At 55.3% G+C, this 18,984-nt stretch carries 16 protein-coding genes and 1 pseudogene; 3 read left to right on the plus strand and 14 right to left on the minus strand.

The features are described from left to right. Window positions 1-301 precede the first annotated feature (301 nt). Window positions 302-1,591, plus strand: a complete 1,290-nt coding sequence (locus IBT54_RS14905; RefSeq protein ID WP_013358807.1) for an MFS family transporter — start codon at window positions 302-304, stop codon at window positions 1,589-1,591. Between the two features lie 5 nt (window positions 1,592-1,596). Here the strand turns inward: IBT54_RS14905 and IBT54_RS25200 are convergent. The 5 genes and pseudogenes from IBT54_RS25200 to trxC all read right to left on the minus strand — a co-directional run bounded on the left by IBT54_RS25200 (window position 1,597) and on the right by trxC (window position 7,339). After that, window positions 1,597-1,820, minus strand: a pseudogene (locus tag IBT54_RS25200) (YfiM family protein). Between the two features lie 70 nt (window positions 1,821-1,890). After that, a complete protein-coding gene (gene pssA, locus IBT54_RS14910; RefSeq protein WP_201252392.1) occupies window positions 1,891-3,246 on the minus strand; it encodes a CDP-diacylglycerol--serine O-phosphatidyltransferase in 1,356 nt (451 codons plus the stop codon). A 117-nt stretch (window positions 3,247-3,363) separates the two neighbouring features. Then, window positions 3,364-6,021 carry a bifunctional acetate--CoA ligase family protein/GNAT family N-acetyltransferase gene (locus IBT54_RS14915; RefSeq protein ID WP_201252393.1) on the minus strand — a complete coding sequence of 886 codons (2,658 nt, stop codon included), beginning with the start codon at window positions 6,019-6,021 and terminating at the stop codon, window positions 3,364-3,366. 139 nt (window positions 6,022-6,160) lie between these two features. Beyond that, window positions 6,161-6,838, minus strand: coding sequence for a tRNA-uridine aminocarboxypropyltransferase (locus tag IBT54_RS14920; protein ID WP_147789554.1), 678 nt, complete (start codon window positions 6,836-6,838; stop codon window positions 6,161-6,163). Between the two features lie 81 nt (window positions 6,839-6,919). After that, entirely contained in the window at window positions 6,920-7,339 is a 420-nt protein-coding gene (gene trxC / locus IBT54_RS14925) for a thioredoxin TrxC (protein ID WP_013358802.1), read from the minus strand. A gap of 159 nt (window positions 7,340-7,498) precedes the next feature. Here trxC and IBT54_RS14930 point away from each other — a divergent pair, with 159 nt between their 5' ends. Continuing rightward, window positions 7,499-8,683 (plus strand): tRNA/rRNA methyltransferase, encoded by a 1,185-nt coding sequence (locus IBT54_RS14930; protein ID WP_033733581.1) that lies wholly within the window; start codon window positions 7,499-7,501, stop codon window positions 8,681-8,683. Between the two features lie 165 nt (window positions 8,684-8,848). On the opposite strand, the gene emrB is transcribed toward IBT54_RS14930, so the two are convergent. From emrB to IBT54_RS14975, 9 genes are all read right to left on the minus strand, one after another. Further along, window positions 8,849-10,384, minus strand: coding sequence for a multidrug efflux MFS transporter permease subunit EmrB (gene emrB, locus IBT54_RS14935; RefSeq protein WP_201252394.1), 1,536 nt, complete (start codon window positions 10,382-10,384; stop codon window positions 8,849-8,851). Between the two features lie 16 nt (window positions 10,385-10,400). Beyond that, the gene (emrA, locus tag IBT54_RS14940) at window positions 10,401-11,573 is read right to left on the minus strand and encodes a multidrug efflux MFS transporter periplasmic adaptor subunit EmrA (protein ID WP_013358799.1); all 1,173 of its coding nucleotides are present in this window, start codon (window positions 11,571-11,573) and stop codon (window positions 10,401-10,403) included. 150 nt (window positions 11,574-11,723) lie between these two features. Further along, the gene (gene mprA / locus IBT54_RS14945; RefSeq protein ID WP_003850381.1) at window positions 11,724-12,254 is read right to left on the minus strand and encodes a transcriptional repressor MprA; all 531 of its coding nucleotides are present in this window, start codon (window positions 12,252-12,254) and stop codon (window positions 11,724-11,726) included. 303 nt (window positions 12,255-12,557) lie between these two features. Further along, window positions 12,558-13,745, minus strand: a complete 1,188-nt coding sequence (locus tag IBT54_RS14950; protein WP_041457253.1) for an MFS transporter — start codon at window positions 13,743-13,745, stop codon at window positions 12,558-12,560. Between the two features lie 294 nt (window positions 13,746-14,039). Then, on the minus strand, window positions 14,040-14,999 hold the full coding sequence (gene nrdF, locus IBT54_RS14955; RefSeq protein WP_201252395.1) for a class 1b ribonucleoside-diphosphate reductase subunit beta: 960 nt from the start codon (window positions 14,997-14,999) through the stop codon (window positions 14,040-14,042). Between the two features lie 9 nt (window positions 15,000-15,008). Then, window positions 15,009-17,147 carry a class 1b ribonucleoside-diphosphate reductase subunit alpha gene (gene nrdE, locus IBT54_RS14960; protein ID WP_201252396.1) on the minus strand — a complete coding sequence of 713 codons (2,139 nt, stop codon included), beginning with the start codon at window positions 17,145-17,147 and terminating at the stop codon, window positions 15,009-15,011. Next, window positions 17,117-17,530: a class Ib ribonucleoside-diphosphate reductase assembly flavoprotein NrdI gene (gene nrdI / locus IBT54_RS14965; RefSeq protein ID WP_013358795.1), complete on the minus strand. Its 414-nt coding sequence runs from the start codon at window positions 17,528-17,530 to the stop codon at window positions 17,117-17,119. The genes nrdE and nrdI overlap by 31 nt, the downstream gene beginning before the upstream one ends. A 4-nt stretch (window positions 17,531-17,534) precedes the next feature. Next, window positions 17,535-17,777, minus strand: coding sequence for a glutaredoxin-like protein NrdH (nrdH, locus tag IBT54_RS14970; RefSeq protein WP_033783939.1), 243 nt, complete (start codon window positions 17,775-17,777; stop codon window positions 17,535-17,537). A 297-nt stretch (window positions 17,778-18,074) separates the two neighbouring features. After that, window positions 18,075-18,392: a DUF883 family protein gene (locus IBT54_RS14975; RefSeq protein WP_033733577.1), complete on the minus strand. Its 318-nt coding sequence runs from the start codon at window positions 18,390-18,392 to the stop codon at window positions 18,075-18,077. A 154-nt stretch (window positions 18,393-18,546) separates the two neighbouring features. Here IBT54_RS14975 and IBT54_RS14980 point away from each other — a divergent pair, with 154 nt between their 5' ends. Then, entirely contained in the window at window positions 18,547-18,882 is a 336-nt protein-coding gene (locus IBT54_RS14980) for a DUF2002 family protein (protein ID WP_003850360.1), read from the plus strand. Window positions 18,883-18,984: the final 102 nt, after the last annotated feature.

The following is an 18,984-nucleotide window of genomic DNA, read 5'->3' on the forward strand; positions in this document are numbered from 1 at the left end:
TGCGAGAGTAGGGAACTGCCAGGCATTAAATAAGTGAAGAAGCCCCGCACGCGAGTGCGGGGCTTTTTTACGTCAAGATTTTGCGATATTAAGTAGAAATAGTGACCGCAGTTCCACTTCCAGCAGCCCTCGTAACCCCCATGCTTCTCTCAAGAATCGCCAGCAACTCGCTGATTTTTCGCTAATTGGCGATATGGCTCACAATATTAATCTCAGATTACCCCGCCTTTACCTTCAGTAGACTTAAATGCTTTACTCAATCCTTTAAACGCTGTTGATCAGCAAGGAACAGAGGTAAGGCATGACAACAACAAATAATAAAATTCAGCCGGATGATACAAGGAAACGCATCTGGGCTATCGTCGGCGCGTCATCGGGCAACCTGGTTGAATGGTTCGACTTCTATGTCTATTCATTCTTCTCGCTCTACTTTGCGCACATCTTCTTCCCGCAGGGCGATACCACCACGCAGTTATTACAGACGGCTGGCGTTTTTGCGGCAGGATTTCTGATGCGTCCGATTGGTGGCTGGCTGTTTGGCTATATCGGCGACAAACATGGCCGAAAAAATTCGATGCTGGTTTCAGTCTGCATGATGTGTTTCGGGTCGCTGGTTATTGCCTGCCTGCCGGGTTACGCAACGATCGGCGTGGCGGCTCCCGTCATTCTGCTGCTGGCGCGTATGTTTCAGGGATTATCGGTGGGTGGGGAATATGGGACCAGCGCCACCTACATGAGCGAAGTAGCCCTGGAAGGGCGCAAAGGATTCTACGCCTCATTTCAGTATGTCACGCTGATCGGTGGCCAGTTAGCGGCGGTACTGACCGTGGTGGTGCTGCAATTTCTGCTCACTGACGCAGAGCTACGCAGCTGGGGCTGGCGAATCCCCTTCTTCCTCGGCGCACTGCTCGCGGTTGTCGCATTATGGTTACGGCGCTCTCTGGAAGAAACGTCAGACAAGACCAGCCGCGAACACCGCGATGCGGGAAGCGTAATTGGATTGTTGCGCAACCATACCCGTCCTTTCCTGATGGTGCTGGGTTTCACCGCAGGCGGTTCCCTGAGTTTTTATACCTTCACCACCTACATGCAGAAGTATCTGGTTAATACATCGGGTATGGATCCTAAAACAGCCAGCGGGCTGATGACCGGTGCGCTGCTGGTCTTTATGCTGATTCAGCCGATTATTGGTGCATTGTCAGATAAAATCGGTCGTCGCACCTCCATGATGATCTTTGGTGCGGGCGCGGCTATCTGTACCGTGCCAGTTCTGACGCTGCTCCAAAATGTGCAGAGTCCCGGCGTGGCTTTCCTGTTAATTATGCTGGCATTGCTGATTACCAGCTTCTACACGGCTATCAGCGGAATCCTTAAAGCCGAAATGTTTCCGCCGCAGGTGCGCGCACTGGGTGTCGGGCTCTCCTACGCTGTTGCGAATGCCATCTTCGGTGGTTCGGCAGAGTATGTCGCGTTGCTGATGAAGAAGCAGGGGATTGAGACCACCTTTTTCTGGTATGTCTCAGCGATGGGTGCGGTGGCGTTTCTGGTGTCGCTGTTGCTGCACAAGCGTGGTAAGGGGATTAAGCTTTAAAACAGCTACTGACTCAGATTCCACAGGGCAATGCCGCTGGCTGCACCGGCGGCATCCCAGGCGAAATCTTTCCAGCTCCAGCCGCTGCCATTCGGGCGGCTGTCATACAGCTCTTTTCCCGCCCCAGGACTTAACGAAAATAGAATGCCAGACCTGCTTTGCCTGCCAGAACTGCGGAAGCGACAACGTGTTCTGCTTTATCCCGTCCGGTCCATTGATCTTCCGCCATATGGGCACATCCACTACACAACAGCAAAGCAGCACGCTTCGCATAATGGATGCCTTCATGGCCGCAGGGATTAAAGAATACGGCTGATCAGGCGATCGATACGTATCCGGCGCAGACGACGAATCAGTTTCCGCACCTTGGCCGGATAATCAGCAATACTTTCAAGCTCACGGAAATGCGTCACTACCGTGGTGTGCTGACGGATTAGCGTCAGCTCTTTTTCACGCTGCGCTGCTAACTGCTGATGAGGATCGTGGATCAGCACCGCATTCTCCAGGTCGAGCCGCCATGCGCGTGGATTGAGGTTATTGCCGGTAATCAGCTGCCATTCATCATCGACCCACATCCCTTTAAGGTGATAACTGTTCTCGCCATCCTTCCACAGTCTTACAACCAACTGGCCGGTCGTAACGTAGTAGTGCAACCGGCTAAGGAAACGGCGCAGATTGATTTCATACAGGTATGGCAGCGCGCCGATAATTTTGAACGGCTGGTCGGGCGCAATATAGAAATCATTGGCTGTTTTATCACCGACGATAATCTCGACCTGTTTTCCCTGGCGCAGCAGGTTAATGATATTACGCACCAGCAAGGCGGGCAGGTTGAAGTAGGGCGTACAGATAATCAGCTTCTGTTCTGCACAGGGCATCAGATGAAAAATGGTTTTATTAAGCAGACTATGCTTACCCAGACCGACCAGCGGCGTGACCGCCAGCTCATCGTTGCCGGCATTCCCTTCAAAATGATAATTGAAGCCACGCAGATCCTGACGAAACTGGCGCGTCTCGTTTTTAATTTCAGGGCTGGAAGGGCGCTCAGCAAAATCGAGCCGGTTAACCGCTTCTGCTGGCTTCAGATTGAGCGTGATCCAGTCATACATGGTATCGGTCAGCTGCGAATTGCGGATAACCTGGTAGCGATCGTAGCGATACTTGTCATGCTGATGCAGGTAAACATCATTGATGCTGGCGCCGCTGTAGAGCAGCGTATCATCAATAATGAAACCTTTAAGATGGAGTACACCCAGGGCTTCGCGGGTATTAACCGGAATACCATACACCGGGATGGCAATATCGGCATAACGCGTCGCCATTTCGCAATACCAGTCGGCATTGGTTACGCCTCGTACTGCGCCAATTCGCCCACGCTGCGCACGATGCCAGTCTACCAGAATTGAGATATCCAGCTCCGGTCGCGCCTGCTTCGCATGATAAAGCGCATCCATGACGGCACGTCCGGCGTCATCGTTTTCCAGATAGAGCGCAACGATACAGATGCGGGTCTGCGCTGCCGCAATCTTCTCCAGCAACGTCTGACGAAATTCGGCCGGCGAGTAAAGTGTCGACATATCCGCAATGGATTGTGACAGTTTCGGCAGCTCTGCGAGGTGTTGTTGGTGTTTATTACGTTTAAATTTAGACAACATCACAGTGCACTTCTTCTCTGTTCATTGCATGGCCTTTTGCCATCAAATCAGGGTTATAACCATAAATAATAACATCAACTTCGTCGATTCGAACGTTTTTTACCTTTCTCTACAAGGTTAGCTGATCTCATTCTGTAAAGACAATTTCAGGCTGACAATACCGTCATCCAGTTGAATATCAACATGAAAATTGAGTTTTCGGGCCAGGGTAATCATGCCGCGGTTATGAGGCATGGTGATACCGTTTAATTGTTGCAAGCCGTGATGTCGGGTATAGCGGATCATCTTTTCCAGCAGACGACGGCCCATACCTAACCCTTTCAGGTCCGAACGGACCAGCACTGAAAACTCCGCATCAATGTTATCAGCGTCAGAGATGGCGCGTGTGACGCCAATGATTTCGGGGCGCCCCTGATGCTGACGGACCGCCACAATCGCCATCTCGCGGTCATAATCGATCTGAGTCATATTGGCGAGGTCATCATGCGTGAACTCGTTGATCTCACTGAAGTAGCGGTAGTAGAGATCCTCTTTGGTGACCTGACTGATAAAATCGCGCAGTAAAGGCTCATCCTCTGGCAGAATCGGGCGGAACAGGCAGAATTGCCCATCTTTTAACTCTACCTGCTCTTCCAGATGCTGCGGATAAGGGCGAATGGCCAGTCGTGTTTCGTTATCGCCGTGGAACGGGGCCAGCGTCAGAGTGACGTCCAGCAGGGTAAAGTCATTGCCCGCCGCCAGCAGCGGATGAATATCCAGTCGCTGGATCTCCGGGCAATCCACGACCAGATCAGAGACCTGCACCAGCAGCTGACTCAGGCCGGGGATATCCAGCGGATTCAGGGCGCTGCGGCTGCGGATTTTTCCGCTCTTGATCGCCTGAATGACCAGATAGCGTGCCAGCGTCATATTCAGCGGGGGGAGGGCAACGGCAGCCTGTTTATCAGCCTGCCATTCAACTCCGCCTTCACCCAGCATAATGATCGGGCCAAACAGAGCATCCTGTTCGACCACGACCCGCAGTTCCTGCGCGCCCGCACGGCTTGCCATGCTCTGAACCAGCAGCCCCTCAATACGTGCCTGCGGCAGCGTCTGCTTTACCCGATCAAAAATAGCTTCGGCGGCATGCTCCACTTCACTGGCATTGCGCAGGTAGAGCATCACACCCTGAACCTCTGACTTATGGGCGATATCGGGTGAACGCAGCTTCAGCGCCACCGGGTAGCCAATCTGGTCGGCAATGGCTACCGCTGCCGCACTGTCACTGGCGATCCAGGTTGGCAGCGTGGCCAGCCCATAAGCCTGCAGCACCGGCTGCACTTCGTGAGTGTCCAGTGAGGTAATGCCGCGCGCCAGCGCCTGTGACAGCAGCTGGTGAGCATGTGCACTGTCCTGGTTAAGCGTGGCGGGCAGGGCAGGCGTTTCGCGCAGCTGCTTCTGATTACGCCGGTACTCAACCTGATGCATAAAGGCGGTCACGGTGCCTTCCGGCGTACGCCAGGTCGGTATACCCGCCTGCGTAAAGGCACGACGCGCAGCCTGTGAAGAGAACTCGCCGCTCCAGTTGGTCAGCAGCGTCACCAGCTTGCCGCGCGGGTGGCGGGCCACGGTATCGATCAGATGTGCGGCTGTTTCAGTCGCGGGCGCGACCGCGCTTGGGGCATGAATGATCATTAAAGCATCAAGTTCATGGCTGTCGAGCAGGATATCCACACAGGCAGCGTAGCGCTCAGCGGTGGCGTCATCTTTTAAATCCAGCGGATTACCACGACCCGCACCGGCAGGCAAAATAGCCTCAAGCTGCCGACGCGTTTCATCGCTGAGCTGCGCCAGTTTCCCGTTGCGGGCATAAAGCTCATCCAGCGCCAGCGCGGCGGGCGCCGCACCATTACTGATGATCATCAGCCTGTCGCCGCGCAGTGGCCGCATATGACTCAGCGATTCAACGGCGGAAAACAGCTCATGGGTATCCTGTACCCGCAGCAATCCGGCGCGCTGAATGGCCGCATCCCAGGCAGCGTCCAGACCACTGTGGGTGCCAAGCAGCGCCTGCGCTTCACGGCTGCGACCACTCTTGATCACCAGAATCGGTTTATTACGGGAGGCGCTGCGTGAGGCGGAAACAAAGCGACGTGCGTCACTGAGGTGCTCCAGATAAAGGAGGATGGCGCTGGTTTTACCGTCGCGAGCCAGGAAGTCGAGCAGGTCATCAACATCGGTGTCCAGGCTGTCACCCAGTGCGATAAACCACGAAAAACCGAGGTTACGCTGCTGCGCCCAGTCGAGAATGGTATTCGACACGGCGGCGGACTGGGAGATAAACGCGATACGGCCTTTCTCTATGGGTACCGGCGAGAAGCTGGCATTGAGTCCCTGCCAGGGGGCCAGCAGACCAAGACTGTTCGGTCCCAGCAGACGTATCTGCCACTGGCTTGCGCAGGCTTTAAGTTCCGCCGACTGGCTGGCAGGCGCAGAGAGAATAATACAGGCCTTGCAGCCTTTCTCGCCGAGCTGTTGCAGCAATTCGAGGTTACGTTTTGAGTGGGTGCAGATCACCGCCAGGTCAGGCGCGAAAGGTAAGCTGTCGATAGTGGGCCAGGCGAGTACGCCGCTGACCGCTTTGTATTTTGGCGTCACCGGCAGCACCGGTCCGCTAAAACCGCCAGCCAGCAGGTTACGCATCATAAAGTAGCCGGCACGCCCGGGCGTGACCGAGGCACCAATCACTGCAATTGATTTAGGTCGTAACAGCGCTTCCAGTCCGCGTTGGCTCATCTCGCCCTCCAGAGATCGGGATTTGCGTGATTGTAAACGCTTTTTGCTGACAGTGCTTCCGGGCAGATCGCAGGCTGAACATCCGGATCCTGCAAACTGTCAGGGCAGGCTCATGCCTGCCAGCCAGAGAGGGATGCGGTTAAGCCTGCCCGGCGTGATGCGGCTTTCCTGCCAGGTAAGCCGTGCGGAACCGATCGAAATGGTGAGATAGCGCCTCTGCCGCCCGCCGATCGCCCGCCTGTGCCAGCAGCGCCGCTGCCACTTCAGCGGTACAGTGCTGACCTTCGCCGTGGGCCTCACGCAGCGTGTAGCGCGAAGGCGTGCTGACATCCAGCGACATCACCGGCAGGGCATCGAGCCAGGGACTTTTGCGAAACATCTTGCGCGCTTCGGTCCAGGTGCCATCCAGCATAATAAACAGCGGCGGCTTGCCGTTGATGGGTGGCGTTGTCAGCACCTCGCGACCGGGATCGGCATAGGAAGCCGGAAAGACGACCAGCGGCTGATAATCGGGATTACGCACGGCCGCCAGCAGTAGCGGATCCGGTTCGGTGCGTGACCAGCCAAATGCCTGGGTATCCGGCAGAATATCGGCAATCAGACGACCGGTGTTACTTGGCTTCATTGGCTCGGTATCAAACATCACCAGGCAGAAGCGACTACGGGCAGACTGCGGCACGATCTGGCTGCAGAGGCAGTTGGCCTCTGGCAGCAGGCAGCCCTGGCAGCGAATGACTCGATTTCCGCGCGCGAGGAAAGGACGGGTGGCACGGGCCAGGCGTTGGGTGCGCAAGCGCAAAACGGCATTATCAGACATGAGTATTCAGGGCAGGAAAAACGTCAGTGTAATCGAAGCGCAGATGAAAAGGAAAAGGCCAGACTGGCTGGCCTTTGAAGTTTAGAGTGATTCGTCAAGCCATTCGTTAAACGGCGCTTTGGGCATAGCACCGTTCAGCATGTCGACCCGCTCGCCATTTTTAAACAGCATAATGGTCGGGATGCTGCGAATGTTGAAACGGGCGCTCAGGGCGGGCTCCGCTTCGGTATTCACTTTAATAAAGCGGACCTTGCCGCTGCGTTCACTGGCGACATCTTTAAACACCGGCGCAAAATTGACGCAGGGGCCGCACCAGGGCGCCCAGAAATCGATCACTACCGGCAGATCATCCTGCAGATATTTGTCAAAGTTGGCGCTGGTGGCATTCACCACTTCGCCATCGAACAGCTCATTTCCGCAGCGACCACATTTCGCCACGTCGGCAAGGCGTTCGTCAGGAACGCGATTGGTTGCCTGACATGAAGCGCATACCGTATTCATAGGAACCTCTGATGTTGAAAAGTGTCAGTCTGGTAATAGTTGTCCATTATGAAAGGGGGCGGTTTTTCGCTCAATCTGGATTGCTCTATAGGTTCAATAGTTGATAGCTAAGCGCCAGCACATCAGGTAATCTGCGCGCTCTAAATGCAGGAGGAAGACATGAACGACGAATATAAAGGCAAGAGCGGCAAAGTTAAGGTGATGTACGTGCGTGGCGAGGACGATAAAAGCGCGCGCGCGCCGAATCCTCGTACAGGCAAAGGTGGTCACTCTGCTGCCCGCCAGGATGATAATCGTCGTTCATCTGGCCCCCGCACTGAACGCACTCAGGAAGGCGGTCGCTCCGCTGGTCGTCGCGGTGACGACACCGGTCGCAGCAGTTCACCGCGTCGTGATGAAGGCGGACGTGGTGCACCACGCCGTTCAGACGATGGCGCAGGTCGCCGCAACGATCGTGGTGATGACAGCCGCGGCGCCTATGGCAGCAGCGACTCCCCGTGGCGCACCGTGTCACGCGCACCATCCGCCGATCGTGCGTCATCCCCTGAGAGCGATAAGCCGGATCACGGCGGCATCAGCGGCAAGAGCTTCGTCGATCCTGAGCAGATCCGCCGTCAGCGTAATGAAGAGACCCGCGTCTATGGCGAGAACGCCTGTCAGGCGCTGTTCCAGAGCCGTCCGGAAGCGATTGTTCGCGCCTGGTTCGTGCAGGAAGTTACACCGCGTTTCCGCGAAGCGCTGCGCTGGCTGGCGGCTAACCGCAAAGCCTATCACGTGGTAGAAGATGCTGAGATCACTAAAGCATCAGGTACAGAGCATCATGGCGGCGTCTGCTTCCTTATCAAAAAGCGTATGGGCATGGCGGTGTCTGAATGGCTGAGCCAGGCAAATACGAAAGATTGCGTACTGGCACTGGAAGATGTCAGCAACCCGCATAACCTCGGCGCAATTATGCGCAGCTGCGCGCACTTTGGCGTAAAAGGTTTGCTGGTGAATGACGCTTCACTGCTGGAGTCAGGTGCAGCCGTGCGTACCGCAGAAGGCGGCGCTGAGCATGTGCAGGCGATCAGCGGCGCAACCTTCAGCGAAGGTCTGGAAGCGTTCCGTAAAGCAGGTTACACCATCGTGACCACCTCCAGCCATCAGGGCACGCCGCTGGCGCAGGCTCAGCTGCCGGAGAAAATGGTGCTGGTGTTAGGTCAGGAGCGTGAAGGTCTTTCTGACACCGCGTTCAAACAGGGTGATATGAGCCTGTCGATTGGCGGCACCGGTAACGTGGAAAGCCTCAACGTCTCTGTCGCAACCGGCGTACTGCTCGCCGAATGGTGGCGTCAGAACGCATAAAAAAACGGGCCGAAAGGCCCGTTTTTTTTGGCAGGTACGGGTCAGCGTTAAGATCGAGCCTGCGCAGGGAACAGGGTCAGCTCGGAAAGACGCAAAAAACGCCATCCCTCTGTGAACATGTCAGAAATGAAAAACGGGCCGAAAGGCCCGTTTTGCTGTGTGACATCAGTGCGCGCCACCACCACCACCGCCTGCCCCAAACGGCGGACGGGCAAACCAGATCAGCACCAGCAGGATCAAAAATACTCCCGCCGATGCCCAGAAGATCTCATTCGCTGAAACAATCAGTCCCTGATTGGTAATCTGCTGCGCGATATAAGCTGACGCCTGCTGCTGCGTCATCCCCATGCTCTCCAGCTGGCTATACATCTGCTGTGAATTGACGTTATACGGGGTAATCGACTCCGTCAGATAGCTATGATGCATCGACTCGCGATTCGTCCACATGGTGGTGGTAATCGACGTTCCCACTGAACCGGCAAAGGTTCGCATAAAGTTCGACAGGCTGGAGGCGGCGGCCATGCGCTCCGGCGGCAGTCCCGACAGCGTAATGGTGGTCAGCGGCATAAAGAAGCAGGCTACGGCAAAGCCCTGGATAAACTGCGGCCAGGCTGAGGCACCAAAGTCCATGCCCGGTTCAAACGTATACGCGCGCCAGTAGAAGCAGACGGCATACATAATGAAGCTGAACGTGACCAGCCGTCGCATGTCGAGCTTATGCGCAAAGCGACCAATAATCGGCGACAGGATTACCGGCAAAATCCCCACCGGCGCAGATGCCAGACCCGCCCAGGTTGCGGTGTAGCCGTAGACCTCCTGCAGCAGTTGCGGCAACAGGACTATCGAGCCGAAGTAAAGCATATAAGCCAGACTGATCGACAGGCAGCCAATGGTGAAGTTGCGCGATTTAAACAGCGACAGGTCGATGATAGGGTGATCGTCCGTCAGCTCCCACACCAGCAGCACTGACAGCGCAATAACCGCCACGACCCCGAGCACGATAATCTCGGACGAGTTAAACCAGTCAAGCTCCTTTCCGCGGTCCAGCATCACCTGCAGACAGCCGATCCCCACCACCAGCAGCACCAGACCGACCATATCGATCGGCCGGATTTCTGTTTTGGTTTCCCGGCCACGCAGGGTCTGCAGCGTCAGTATGACTACTGCCACACCAATGGGCACGTTGATAAAGAAGATCCAGCCCCAGTGGTAGTTATCGCTGATCCAGCCACCCAGTATCGGGCCACAGATCGGCGCAACAATCACCGTCATCGCCCACAGCGACAGCGCAACACTCCGCTTGGCCGGAGGATAGTTGTTGAGCAGAAGACTTTGCGACAGCGGAATCAACGGACCCGCGACGATCCCCTGAATGACGCGGAAAAAGATCAGCATCTCCAGACTATCTGACATGCCACATGCCCATGAGGCGATAGCAAACAGAATGGTCGACCAGGTGAAGAGCTTCACTTCACCGATGCGTTTTGCCAGCCAGCCGGTCAGGGGGATCGAGATCGCATTGGCGACGCCAAACGAAGTGATCACCCAGGTGCCCTGAGAGTTCGACGCCCCCAGGTTCCCGGCAATGGTAGGGATAGCCACGTTGGCGATGGTCGAGTCCAGAACCTGCATGAACGTCGCCAGCGACAGCGCAATGGTCATCAGGACCAGCGGCATCCCTTCAAGCGGTTTTTGTGCCATTACAGACTCCGCGTTCTCATCCGGCGTTGGCGCGGACGATATCGGTGATCAGCTGATTGACCGGCGCAAGGTCAATCGCCAGCGCGTTGCTGCTGTAAGCGGCCTGCTGACGGGCGCTGGTGGCGAGCGCGCTACCCTCTTTGCTGGTGGTATCGATTTTAACCAGCGTGGAGAGGCCGATGCGCAGCGGATGCCTGGCGATATCGTCCTGATTCAGTTCGATACGAACCGGCAGACGCTGCACCACCTTAATCCAGTTACCGGTGGCATTCTGTGCGGGCAGCAGAGAGAAGGCGCTGCCGGTGCCCATATCCAGCCCCACGACTTTACCCTGATAAACCACTTCGTCACCGTAGATGTCGGCGACCACGGTGGCAGGCTGACCGATACGAACGCCTGCCAGCTGCGTCTCTTTGAAATTCGCATCGACCCACAGATTGGTGGCAGGTACGACAGCCAGCAGCGGGGTGCTGGTAGAGATTTGCGAACCGACCTGTACGCTGCGACGGGAGACAAAGCCATCCATCGGGCTGCGAATTTCGGTGCGCTGCAGCGCCAGCCAGGCGTCACGCAGCTCAGCCGCGCTCTGTTGCACGGCAGGCTGATTCTCCAGCGAGGTGTTGAGGATCATCGCCTGATTCGCATTGTATTGCTGAATGGCTACGTCCAACTGCGCTTTGGCCGTTGCCACGGCGTCACGGGCGTGCTGCAACTCTTCACGGCCAATCAGGTTAGCCGCACCTAATGGCTCACGACGTTTCAGGTCGGCTTCTGCCTGCGCCAGCGCGGTCTGCTGCAGCGTAATGCTGGCCTGATACTGTTTGCCATTAATCATCAGCTGATGCGTCTGACGCACGCTGGTGGCCAGTGCCGTCTGCGCTTTTTCAAACGCCTGCTCGGCATCGGTCTTATCGAGTGACACCAGCACATCGCCTTTTTTGACGAAATCGGTATCTTCAAACCAGACTTTATTCACGCTACCGGAGACCTGGGCCATCACCTGCACCTGATTACCTGCAACGTAGGCGTCATCGGTTTCCTGAAAATGGCGCAGCACCAGGAACCAGTAAACGCCCCAGGCAATACCAATCAGCACAAAGATCAGCGCCAGCACAATGAGCACGCTTTTGCGCTTCTTCTTTTTGCTGGCTGACGGTTGCGGGCTTTGTGCTTCTGCCGTTGCACTCATGACTTTCTCCACGTTTTCCATTTAGTCGGGCGGCAGAAATCCTTTTCTGCCAGCGCCCGAGTCGAAAAAGCCAGCGACTGAGCGCTGGCCAGATAAAAAAGGAAATTAAAATAACGATTTCGACAGGTGATTGTGTCGCACTTATTGCTATTAGCGGGACAGCGAGGCGATCAGCTGATCTTCATCCATTTTATCAAGACGATTAAGCAACTTACGGGTAATGCCTTCGAGCTGAGACTTCTCATCGACTGACAGCGACGACCAGAGGTACTGCAGGCTCTGATGCTGAGGTGGCAGCAACTGACGCAGGAACTCCATCCCTTTATCGGTCAGATGCAGGTGCAGACAACGACGATCGTGATCGCTTTCGCGACGCTCAATCCAGCCGCGCTTTTCCAGCTCATCAGCAATGCGCGTGGCATTGGTGCGTGAAGAGCCAAGGGCAGAGCTGAGCTCAGAAGGCTGAATGCTGTGATTTTCCTGCGCATCCAGTGTAATCAACGCCATAAACAGGGTCTCATTAATACCCTGTGCTTTCAGCATCTTATTGCGGTTGTCCAGCAGTTTACCCTGCATATGCATACAGAGACGCGTCAGAATAATTTCCTGCAACGGAAAATCCTTATGGCGATTGGCACGGATGTTTAGCATCTGCTCAATGGGAGTAAACGAACTTTCCATTAAAAAAAACCTCACTAATTGCAACTTGTATAATAACTATGGTGACAGGCTAAGCGTAGTCACTTTTTGGCAGGTGGTCGCTGACAGACTCGCACGCTGCACCATCAAAGGTATTCCAGGCCATTCCCTGGCCCTGGGTCAAAAACCCGTACGCCCGGCGGCAGCCGCAGTGCCGGGACGTTATCAAAAAGGGGGCAAATTTAATAATATCGCGAGGAAAAATAACTGAAGTGAATAGGTTTGTTACTAACCATAACAAACCTAACCATTTGTGACCAGACCAATGCACTGTCCGGACAGCCTTCAGTTAATTTTTTCCGGCTCAAAGCGCGATCCGCCCGCCCAGATCAGCAGATTCACTAAAGTCAGTAACGCACCAGCGATACAGACACCATACCAGCCCGCAAGATGGTAAGCGGTAGCGGAGAGCAGCGAGCCCGCCGCACCACCGATAAAGTAGCTGGTCATGTAACCGGCATTCAGACGATTACGCGCCTCCGGCATCTGCGCATAAATCACGCTCTGATTGGTGATATGAACAGCCTGTACTGCCAGATCCAGCAGCAGGATGCCGACGATCAGCGGCACAAGCTGCTCTGCACCCCACGCAATGGCGGCCCACGACAGCAGCATCAGCAGCAGGCCCAGTCGGGTCGTCAGTTTCGCTTTGCCTTTATCCGCCAGGGAGCCCGCCTGGCGTGCGGCCAGCGCACCCGCGGCACCGACCAGACCCAGCAAGCCAATTTTGCCTTCTGAGAAGTGATAGGGCGCGCCGGAGAGCAGAAACGCCATCGAGGTCCAGAGCAGGCTGAAATTGGCAAAGGAGAGACAGCCGGTCCAGGCACGAGTGCGGATCACCCGATTACCTGCATACAGCCGAAAGATGGACGCCAGCAGTTGCGGATAGCTCATGGGCACGGATTGTTTCACGCGTGGCAGCGAGCGCCACAGTGCCAGCGCCATAATCACCATCAGCAGGCTGGCGGTCCAGTAGACGGTGCGCCAGCCGCCAAGCTGTGCCAGGCCGCCTGCCACGGTACGCGCCAGCAGAATTCCCAGCAGCAGACCGCTCATTACCGTTCCGACAATTTTACCGCGTCGCTCCGGCTCAGCCAGCGTGGCGGCCAGCGGCACCAGAATTTGTGCGGCGACCGAAAACAGGCCGGTCATGACCGTGCCCAGCAGTAAAAAGAGGAACGTGTGCGACAGGGCGATAATCACCATGCCCGTCGCAGCCAGCAGGATCATCGTCACAATCAGGCTGCGTCGTTCAAAGCGATCGCCCAGCGGCACCAGCAACAGCAGACCGCAGGCGTAGCCGAGTTGCGCCGTGGTGACAATAAACCCGGCAAGGCTCACAGAGAGATCAAACTGCTGGGCGATGGTATTGAGCAGTGGCTGAACGTAGTAATTACTGGCTACACAGAGGCCGGTAGCTACTGACATCAGCATTACTAAAGCAGGCGTCAGACCCTGGCGAGTCGCATTCATAAACAGCATCGGTCGCTAATAATCATTTTAGGTTAATAATAACTCAAAAAACTATTTCACACGCATGTTTATTAACAGGCCATACCAGTCATAACAAGAGGTTTAAACCACGGTAGAGGATTTACGGGTGACGTTATGCGAACAGGCTCAGGAAGCATACGCCTTTCGCAAAGACGCAAAAGATGCCATCAATGGCCCGCTATGCTTTGCTACAGGCGTATGCTCCCGTCGCTTTGAGTTTTGGTGCCGTCTGAATGAAGAAACGCTTTCAGATCAGGACGACCTGCCCGACTATCAGAAATTCCAGTCTTCGTCTTCGGTCTCGACTGCTTTCCCCATCACATAGGAGGAGCCTGAACCGGAGAAGAAGTCGTGGTTCTCGTCGGCGTTGGGCGACAGTGCCGACAGAATGGCCGGATTCACGGCTGTCAGCTCTGCCGGGAACAGCGCCTCATAGCCCAGATTCATTAATGCTTTGTTGGCGTTGTAGTGCAGGAAGGTTTTTACCTCTTCCACCCAGCCGACATCACCATAGAGCGCCTCGGTGTAAGCCACTTCGTTTTCATACAGCGCCAGCAGCAGATCATAGGCAAACTGCTGCAGCTCTTCGCGACGCAGATCGTCAGCGCTGGCCAGCGCCTGTTGATATTTGTAGCCGATATAGTAACCGTGCACCGCTTCATCGCGGATAATCAGGCGAATCAGGTCTGCAGTGTTGGTCAGCTTGCCCCGGCTTGACCAGTACATCGGCAGCCAGAAGCCGGAATAGAACAGGAACGACTCCAGGAAGACGCTGGCGATCTTCTTCTTCAGCGGATCATCTGCCCGGTAGTGCTCCAGGATAATGCGCGCCTTGTTCTGCAGCGGCCCATTCTCTTCGCTCCACTGGTAGGCGGCATCCACATCCTGCGTGTTGCACAGGGTTGAGAAGATCGAACTGTAGGAGCGGGCATGTACCGCTTCCATAAAGCTGATATTCGACAGTACCGCTTCTTCGTGTGGGGTAATCGAATCCTCCATCAGTCCCGGCGCGCCGATCACATTCTGGATGGTGTCGAGCAGCGTCAGGCCGGTAAAGACCCGGATGGTCAGCTGCTGCTGCTGTTTATCCAGCATCTGCCAGCCGGGCAGATCGTTGGAGAGTGGCACCTTTTCCGGCAGCCAGAAGTTGCTGGTAAGGCGATTCCACACCTCAAGATCTTTATCATCCTGAATGCGGTTCCAGTTAATGGCCTGAATCTGTTTAAGTTTCATCGTTTTTCATTACAGGGAGCATGAGACGCAGCCCTGAACCTCCGTGCCCTGAAGCGCCATCTGACGCAGTCGAATGTAATAGAGCGTTTTGATGCCTTTTTTCCACGCGTAAATCTGCGCTTTGTTGATGTCACGGGTGGTGACGTCATCGCGGAAGAACAGCGTCAGCGACAGTCCCTGATCGACGTGCTGCGTTGCTTCTGCGTAGGTATCAATAATTGCTTCCGGCCCAATCTGATACGCATCCTGATAGAGGTGAAGATTCTCATTGGTCATAAATGGCGCGGGATAGTAGACGCGGCCGGTTTTGCCCTCTTTGCGGATCTCGATAGGGGAGACAATCGGATGGATGCTGGAGGTGGCGTGGTTGATGTAGGAGATCGAACCGGTCGGCGGGATCGCCTGCAGGTTCTGATTAAACAACCCGTGCTGCATCACCGCATCACGCAGCGCCTGCCAGTCTGCCTGCGTGGGCAGCGTCAGTCCGGCATCGGCAAACAGTTGAGCTACCCGTTCAGTACGCGGCAGCCACGCGCGCTGCAGATACTTATCGAAATAAACGCCGCTGGCGTAGTCCGAATCCGCAAAGCCGTCGAAAGTCTGCTGATGCTCCTGCGCCAGCTGATTAGAGGTACGCAGCGCATAGTAGGTGATGCAATAGAAGTAGAGATTGGTGAAATCCAGCGCTTCCGGCGAACCGTAGGCGATACCTTCACGCGCCAGATAGCCGTGCAGGTTCATCTGACCCAGGCCAATGGCGTGCGAGCGGCGATTGCCTTCGGCGATGGAAGGCACCGAGCCGATCTCGCTCATCATCGACACCGACGTCAGGGCGCGAACAGCCACATCCACGGTGCGCGCCAGATCGCGCGAATCCATGGCGTGCGCAATATTCAGTGAGCCGAGATTACACGAGATATCTTTGCCGACGCGGCGATAGCTGAGATCGTCGTTGTACTCGCTGGCGCTGTTTACCTGCAGGATCTCAGAGCAGAGGTTGCTCATATTGATGCGACCGGCAATCGGGTTGCTGCGGTTCACACTGTCCTCATACATGATGTAGGGATAGCCCGACTCAAACTGAATTTCGGCCAGCGTCTGGAAAAAATCACGCGGCTGAATATAGGTTTTCCGGATGCGATCGTCCGCCAGCATCTCGTCATACTTTTCGCTGATGCTGATATCACCAAAGGCCTGACCGTAGATCCGCTCCACGTCGTAGGGCGAGAACAGCGCCATCGGTTTATTCTCTTTCGCCAGCTGGAAAGTGATATCGGGGATCACCACGCCCAGCGACAGGGTTTTGATGCGGATCTTCTCGTCGGCATTTTCGCGCTTGGTATCCAGAAAGCGAAAAATATCGGGATGGTGCGCATTGAGCCACACCGCGCCAGCGCCCTGACGTGCGCCAAGCTGATTCGCATAAGAGAAGGCATCTTCCAGCATTTTCATCACCGGAATCACGCCCGACGACTGATTTTCTATGCGCTTGATCGGCGCACCGGACTCTCGCAGATTGGACAGTAAAAAGGCGACGCCGCCGCCCCGTTTTGACAGCTGCAGTGCCGAGTTCACGGCGCGACCAATCGATTCCATATTGTCTTCGATGCGCAGCAGGAAGCAGGAGACCAGCTCACCGCGCTGCTGTTTGCCGCAGTTCAGAAAGGTGGGTGTGGCAGGCTGGAAACGGCCGCTGAGGATCTCCTCCAGCAGCGCCCGCGCCAGCGTTTCATCGCCCTGGGCCAGCGTCAGCGCCACCATACAGGCGCGCTGCTCGAAGGTTTCCAGATAGCGTTTGCCATCAAAGGTCTTCAGCGTATAGCTGGTGTAGTACTTCCAGGCACCGAGAAAGGTTTTGAACTCAAATCTCCGGTTCTCCGCCACCTCATGCAGCGCAAGCAGGAAATCAAAATCGTACTGGTTCAGCACATCCGCTTCGTAATAACTCTCCGCCACCAGATAGCGTAAACGCTCAGCGTTGCTGGCGAAGGAAACCGTATTGGGCTGCACATGCTGCAGATAAAACTGACGTGTCGCTTCGCGATCCTTGTCGAACTGGATGCGGCCATCCGCGTCATAGAGGTTCAGCATGGCATTAAGGGCGTGATAATCGAGCGTCACGCCGTTGAGGGTATCTGTTGTTGCCAAAATTGGGTTACTCCCGCTTTAACTTTCGCAATATCGTCAGGCGTTCCCATCAGCTCGAAGCGGTAGAGACAGGGAACCTGACATTTTTTTGCAATGATGCTGCCCGCCAGGCAGTAACCGGCACCGAAGTTACGGTTGCCGGCCGCGATCACGCCACGAATACCGCGCCGGTTCGCTTCATCATTAAGAAACTGAATCACCTGACGGGGCACCGCACCGCGACTGCTGCCACCGCCATAGCTGGGCACCACCAGAATATAGGGCTGGTCGATATGCAGCGCCTCCCGGGCATCCAGCGGGATGCGCCGGGCGGGCAGGCCGAGGCGTGTCACAAACCGGTGGGTGTTTTCCGACTGGCTGGAAAAATAGACCAGCGGGAACATGCGGTTAGCCTCCGACAGCGGCAAGCTGACGCAGCGTGGCGATCTTGTCCGGGCGGAAGCCGCTCCAGTGATCGTTATCTGCCATCACGACCGGTACCTGGCGGTAACCCAGTGTTTTCAGGTTATCGATAGCATCCGGCTGGCTGTCGAGATTGATCAGCTGATAGGCGAGCCCCTGACGATCCATGGCATTTTTGGTTGCCGTACACTGGACACAGTTATCTTTAGTGTAAATAATAATGCGCATGATTCGTATTTCCCTCTGTATGCGGTTCTGATGTCCGGAAATGAAGCTGATGCAGCCTGTTGCGGGCTTCATTCGGGCGGGCATCTGGTGTCGTGCTGATGAGGTAAATACTAGATGTAGTGGTTTGAGGGGTCAAGCCCACCAGATATAGGGTTTTATGATTTGCATTTGCGCAACAGAGGCAAAGCCAGCAGGGATGCGCCCTGCCGCCTGGAAAATTCTTTTGTAAATGTCGCAGGCCGGAAAAAGGGCAAAAAAAAGCCCCGCACGGGGCAGGGCTCAGGGGATTTTTTGTACTTAGCGGCGTGAAGCCAGCAGTATACCCACTACGATACCAAACGCGGCGCCGACACCTACACCGTGCCATGGTTTGTCATGCACGTAGGTATCAACCTGTGCACCGGCATCACGTGCAACCTGAGATACGCGGTTGCTGCCACCGTTCAGTTTAGAGCGGGTCTGCTTCAGCAGTTTTTCTGCCTGACTACGGGCAGAATCCACTTCGTCTTTGGCGTCACTGCCATAAGATTTCAACAGCGCTTCCAGTGAATCGGCCAGCTCATTCACATCCTGATTGATATCAATGTCATCGTTTTTTACAGTGCGATTAAACATTTTTTAGCTCCCTTTGATTTAAAAACGTAATACTAGTGTAGACGACCTTTTTGATAAACGAGACGCGGGAGTGTTCTTTAGGGAAAATTCCGAATGCCCACTCTGTCATGCTGATGTAAGGTTGCGAAGCTTTTGAAAGAGGAGAGGATCGAGCATGTATTTACGACCAGATGAGGTAGCGCGCGTACTGGAAAAAGCGGGTTTCGAAGTCGATGAAATTACCCCACGGGCCTATGGCTATCGCCGTGGTGAAAACTACGTTTATGTGAATCGCGAAGCGCGCATGGGGCGCATGGCTTTAGTGATTCACCCGACGCTGAAAGAGAAAAGCCAGCCGTTCGCTGAACCTGCTTCAGAAATGAAGACCTGCGATCACTACACCCAATTCCCTCTCTACCTGGCGGGTGATTCACAGGAACATTACGGCATCCCGCACGGATTCAGTTCCCGCATGGCGCTGGAACGCTATATTCAAAGCGTTTTCGGCTAACGCATCAGGCCCCGCCGCGACGGGGCACTGAACCACCTGACCATCCTCCCTGTTTACCCTGCCGTTGCAATTACCGGCTGTGACGCGTATAAATTTGTCCCT

Origin of the sequence: Pantoea sp. S62 (genome assembly GCF_016658625.1) — a bacterium.
GTDB classification, from domain to species: domain Bacteria; phylum Pseudomonadota; class Gammaproteobacteria; order Enterobacterales; family Enterobacteriaceae; genus Pantoea; species Pantoea vagans.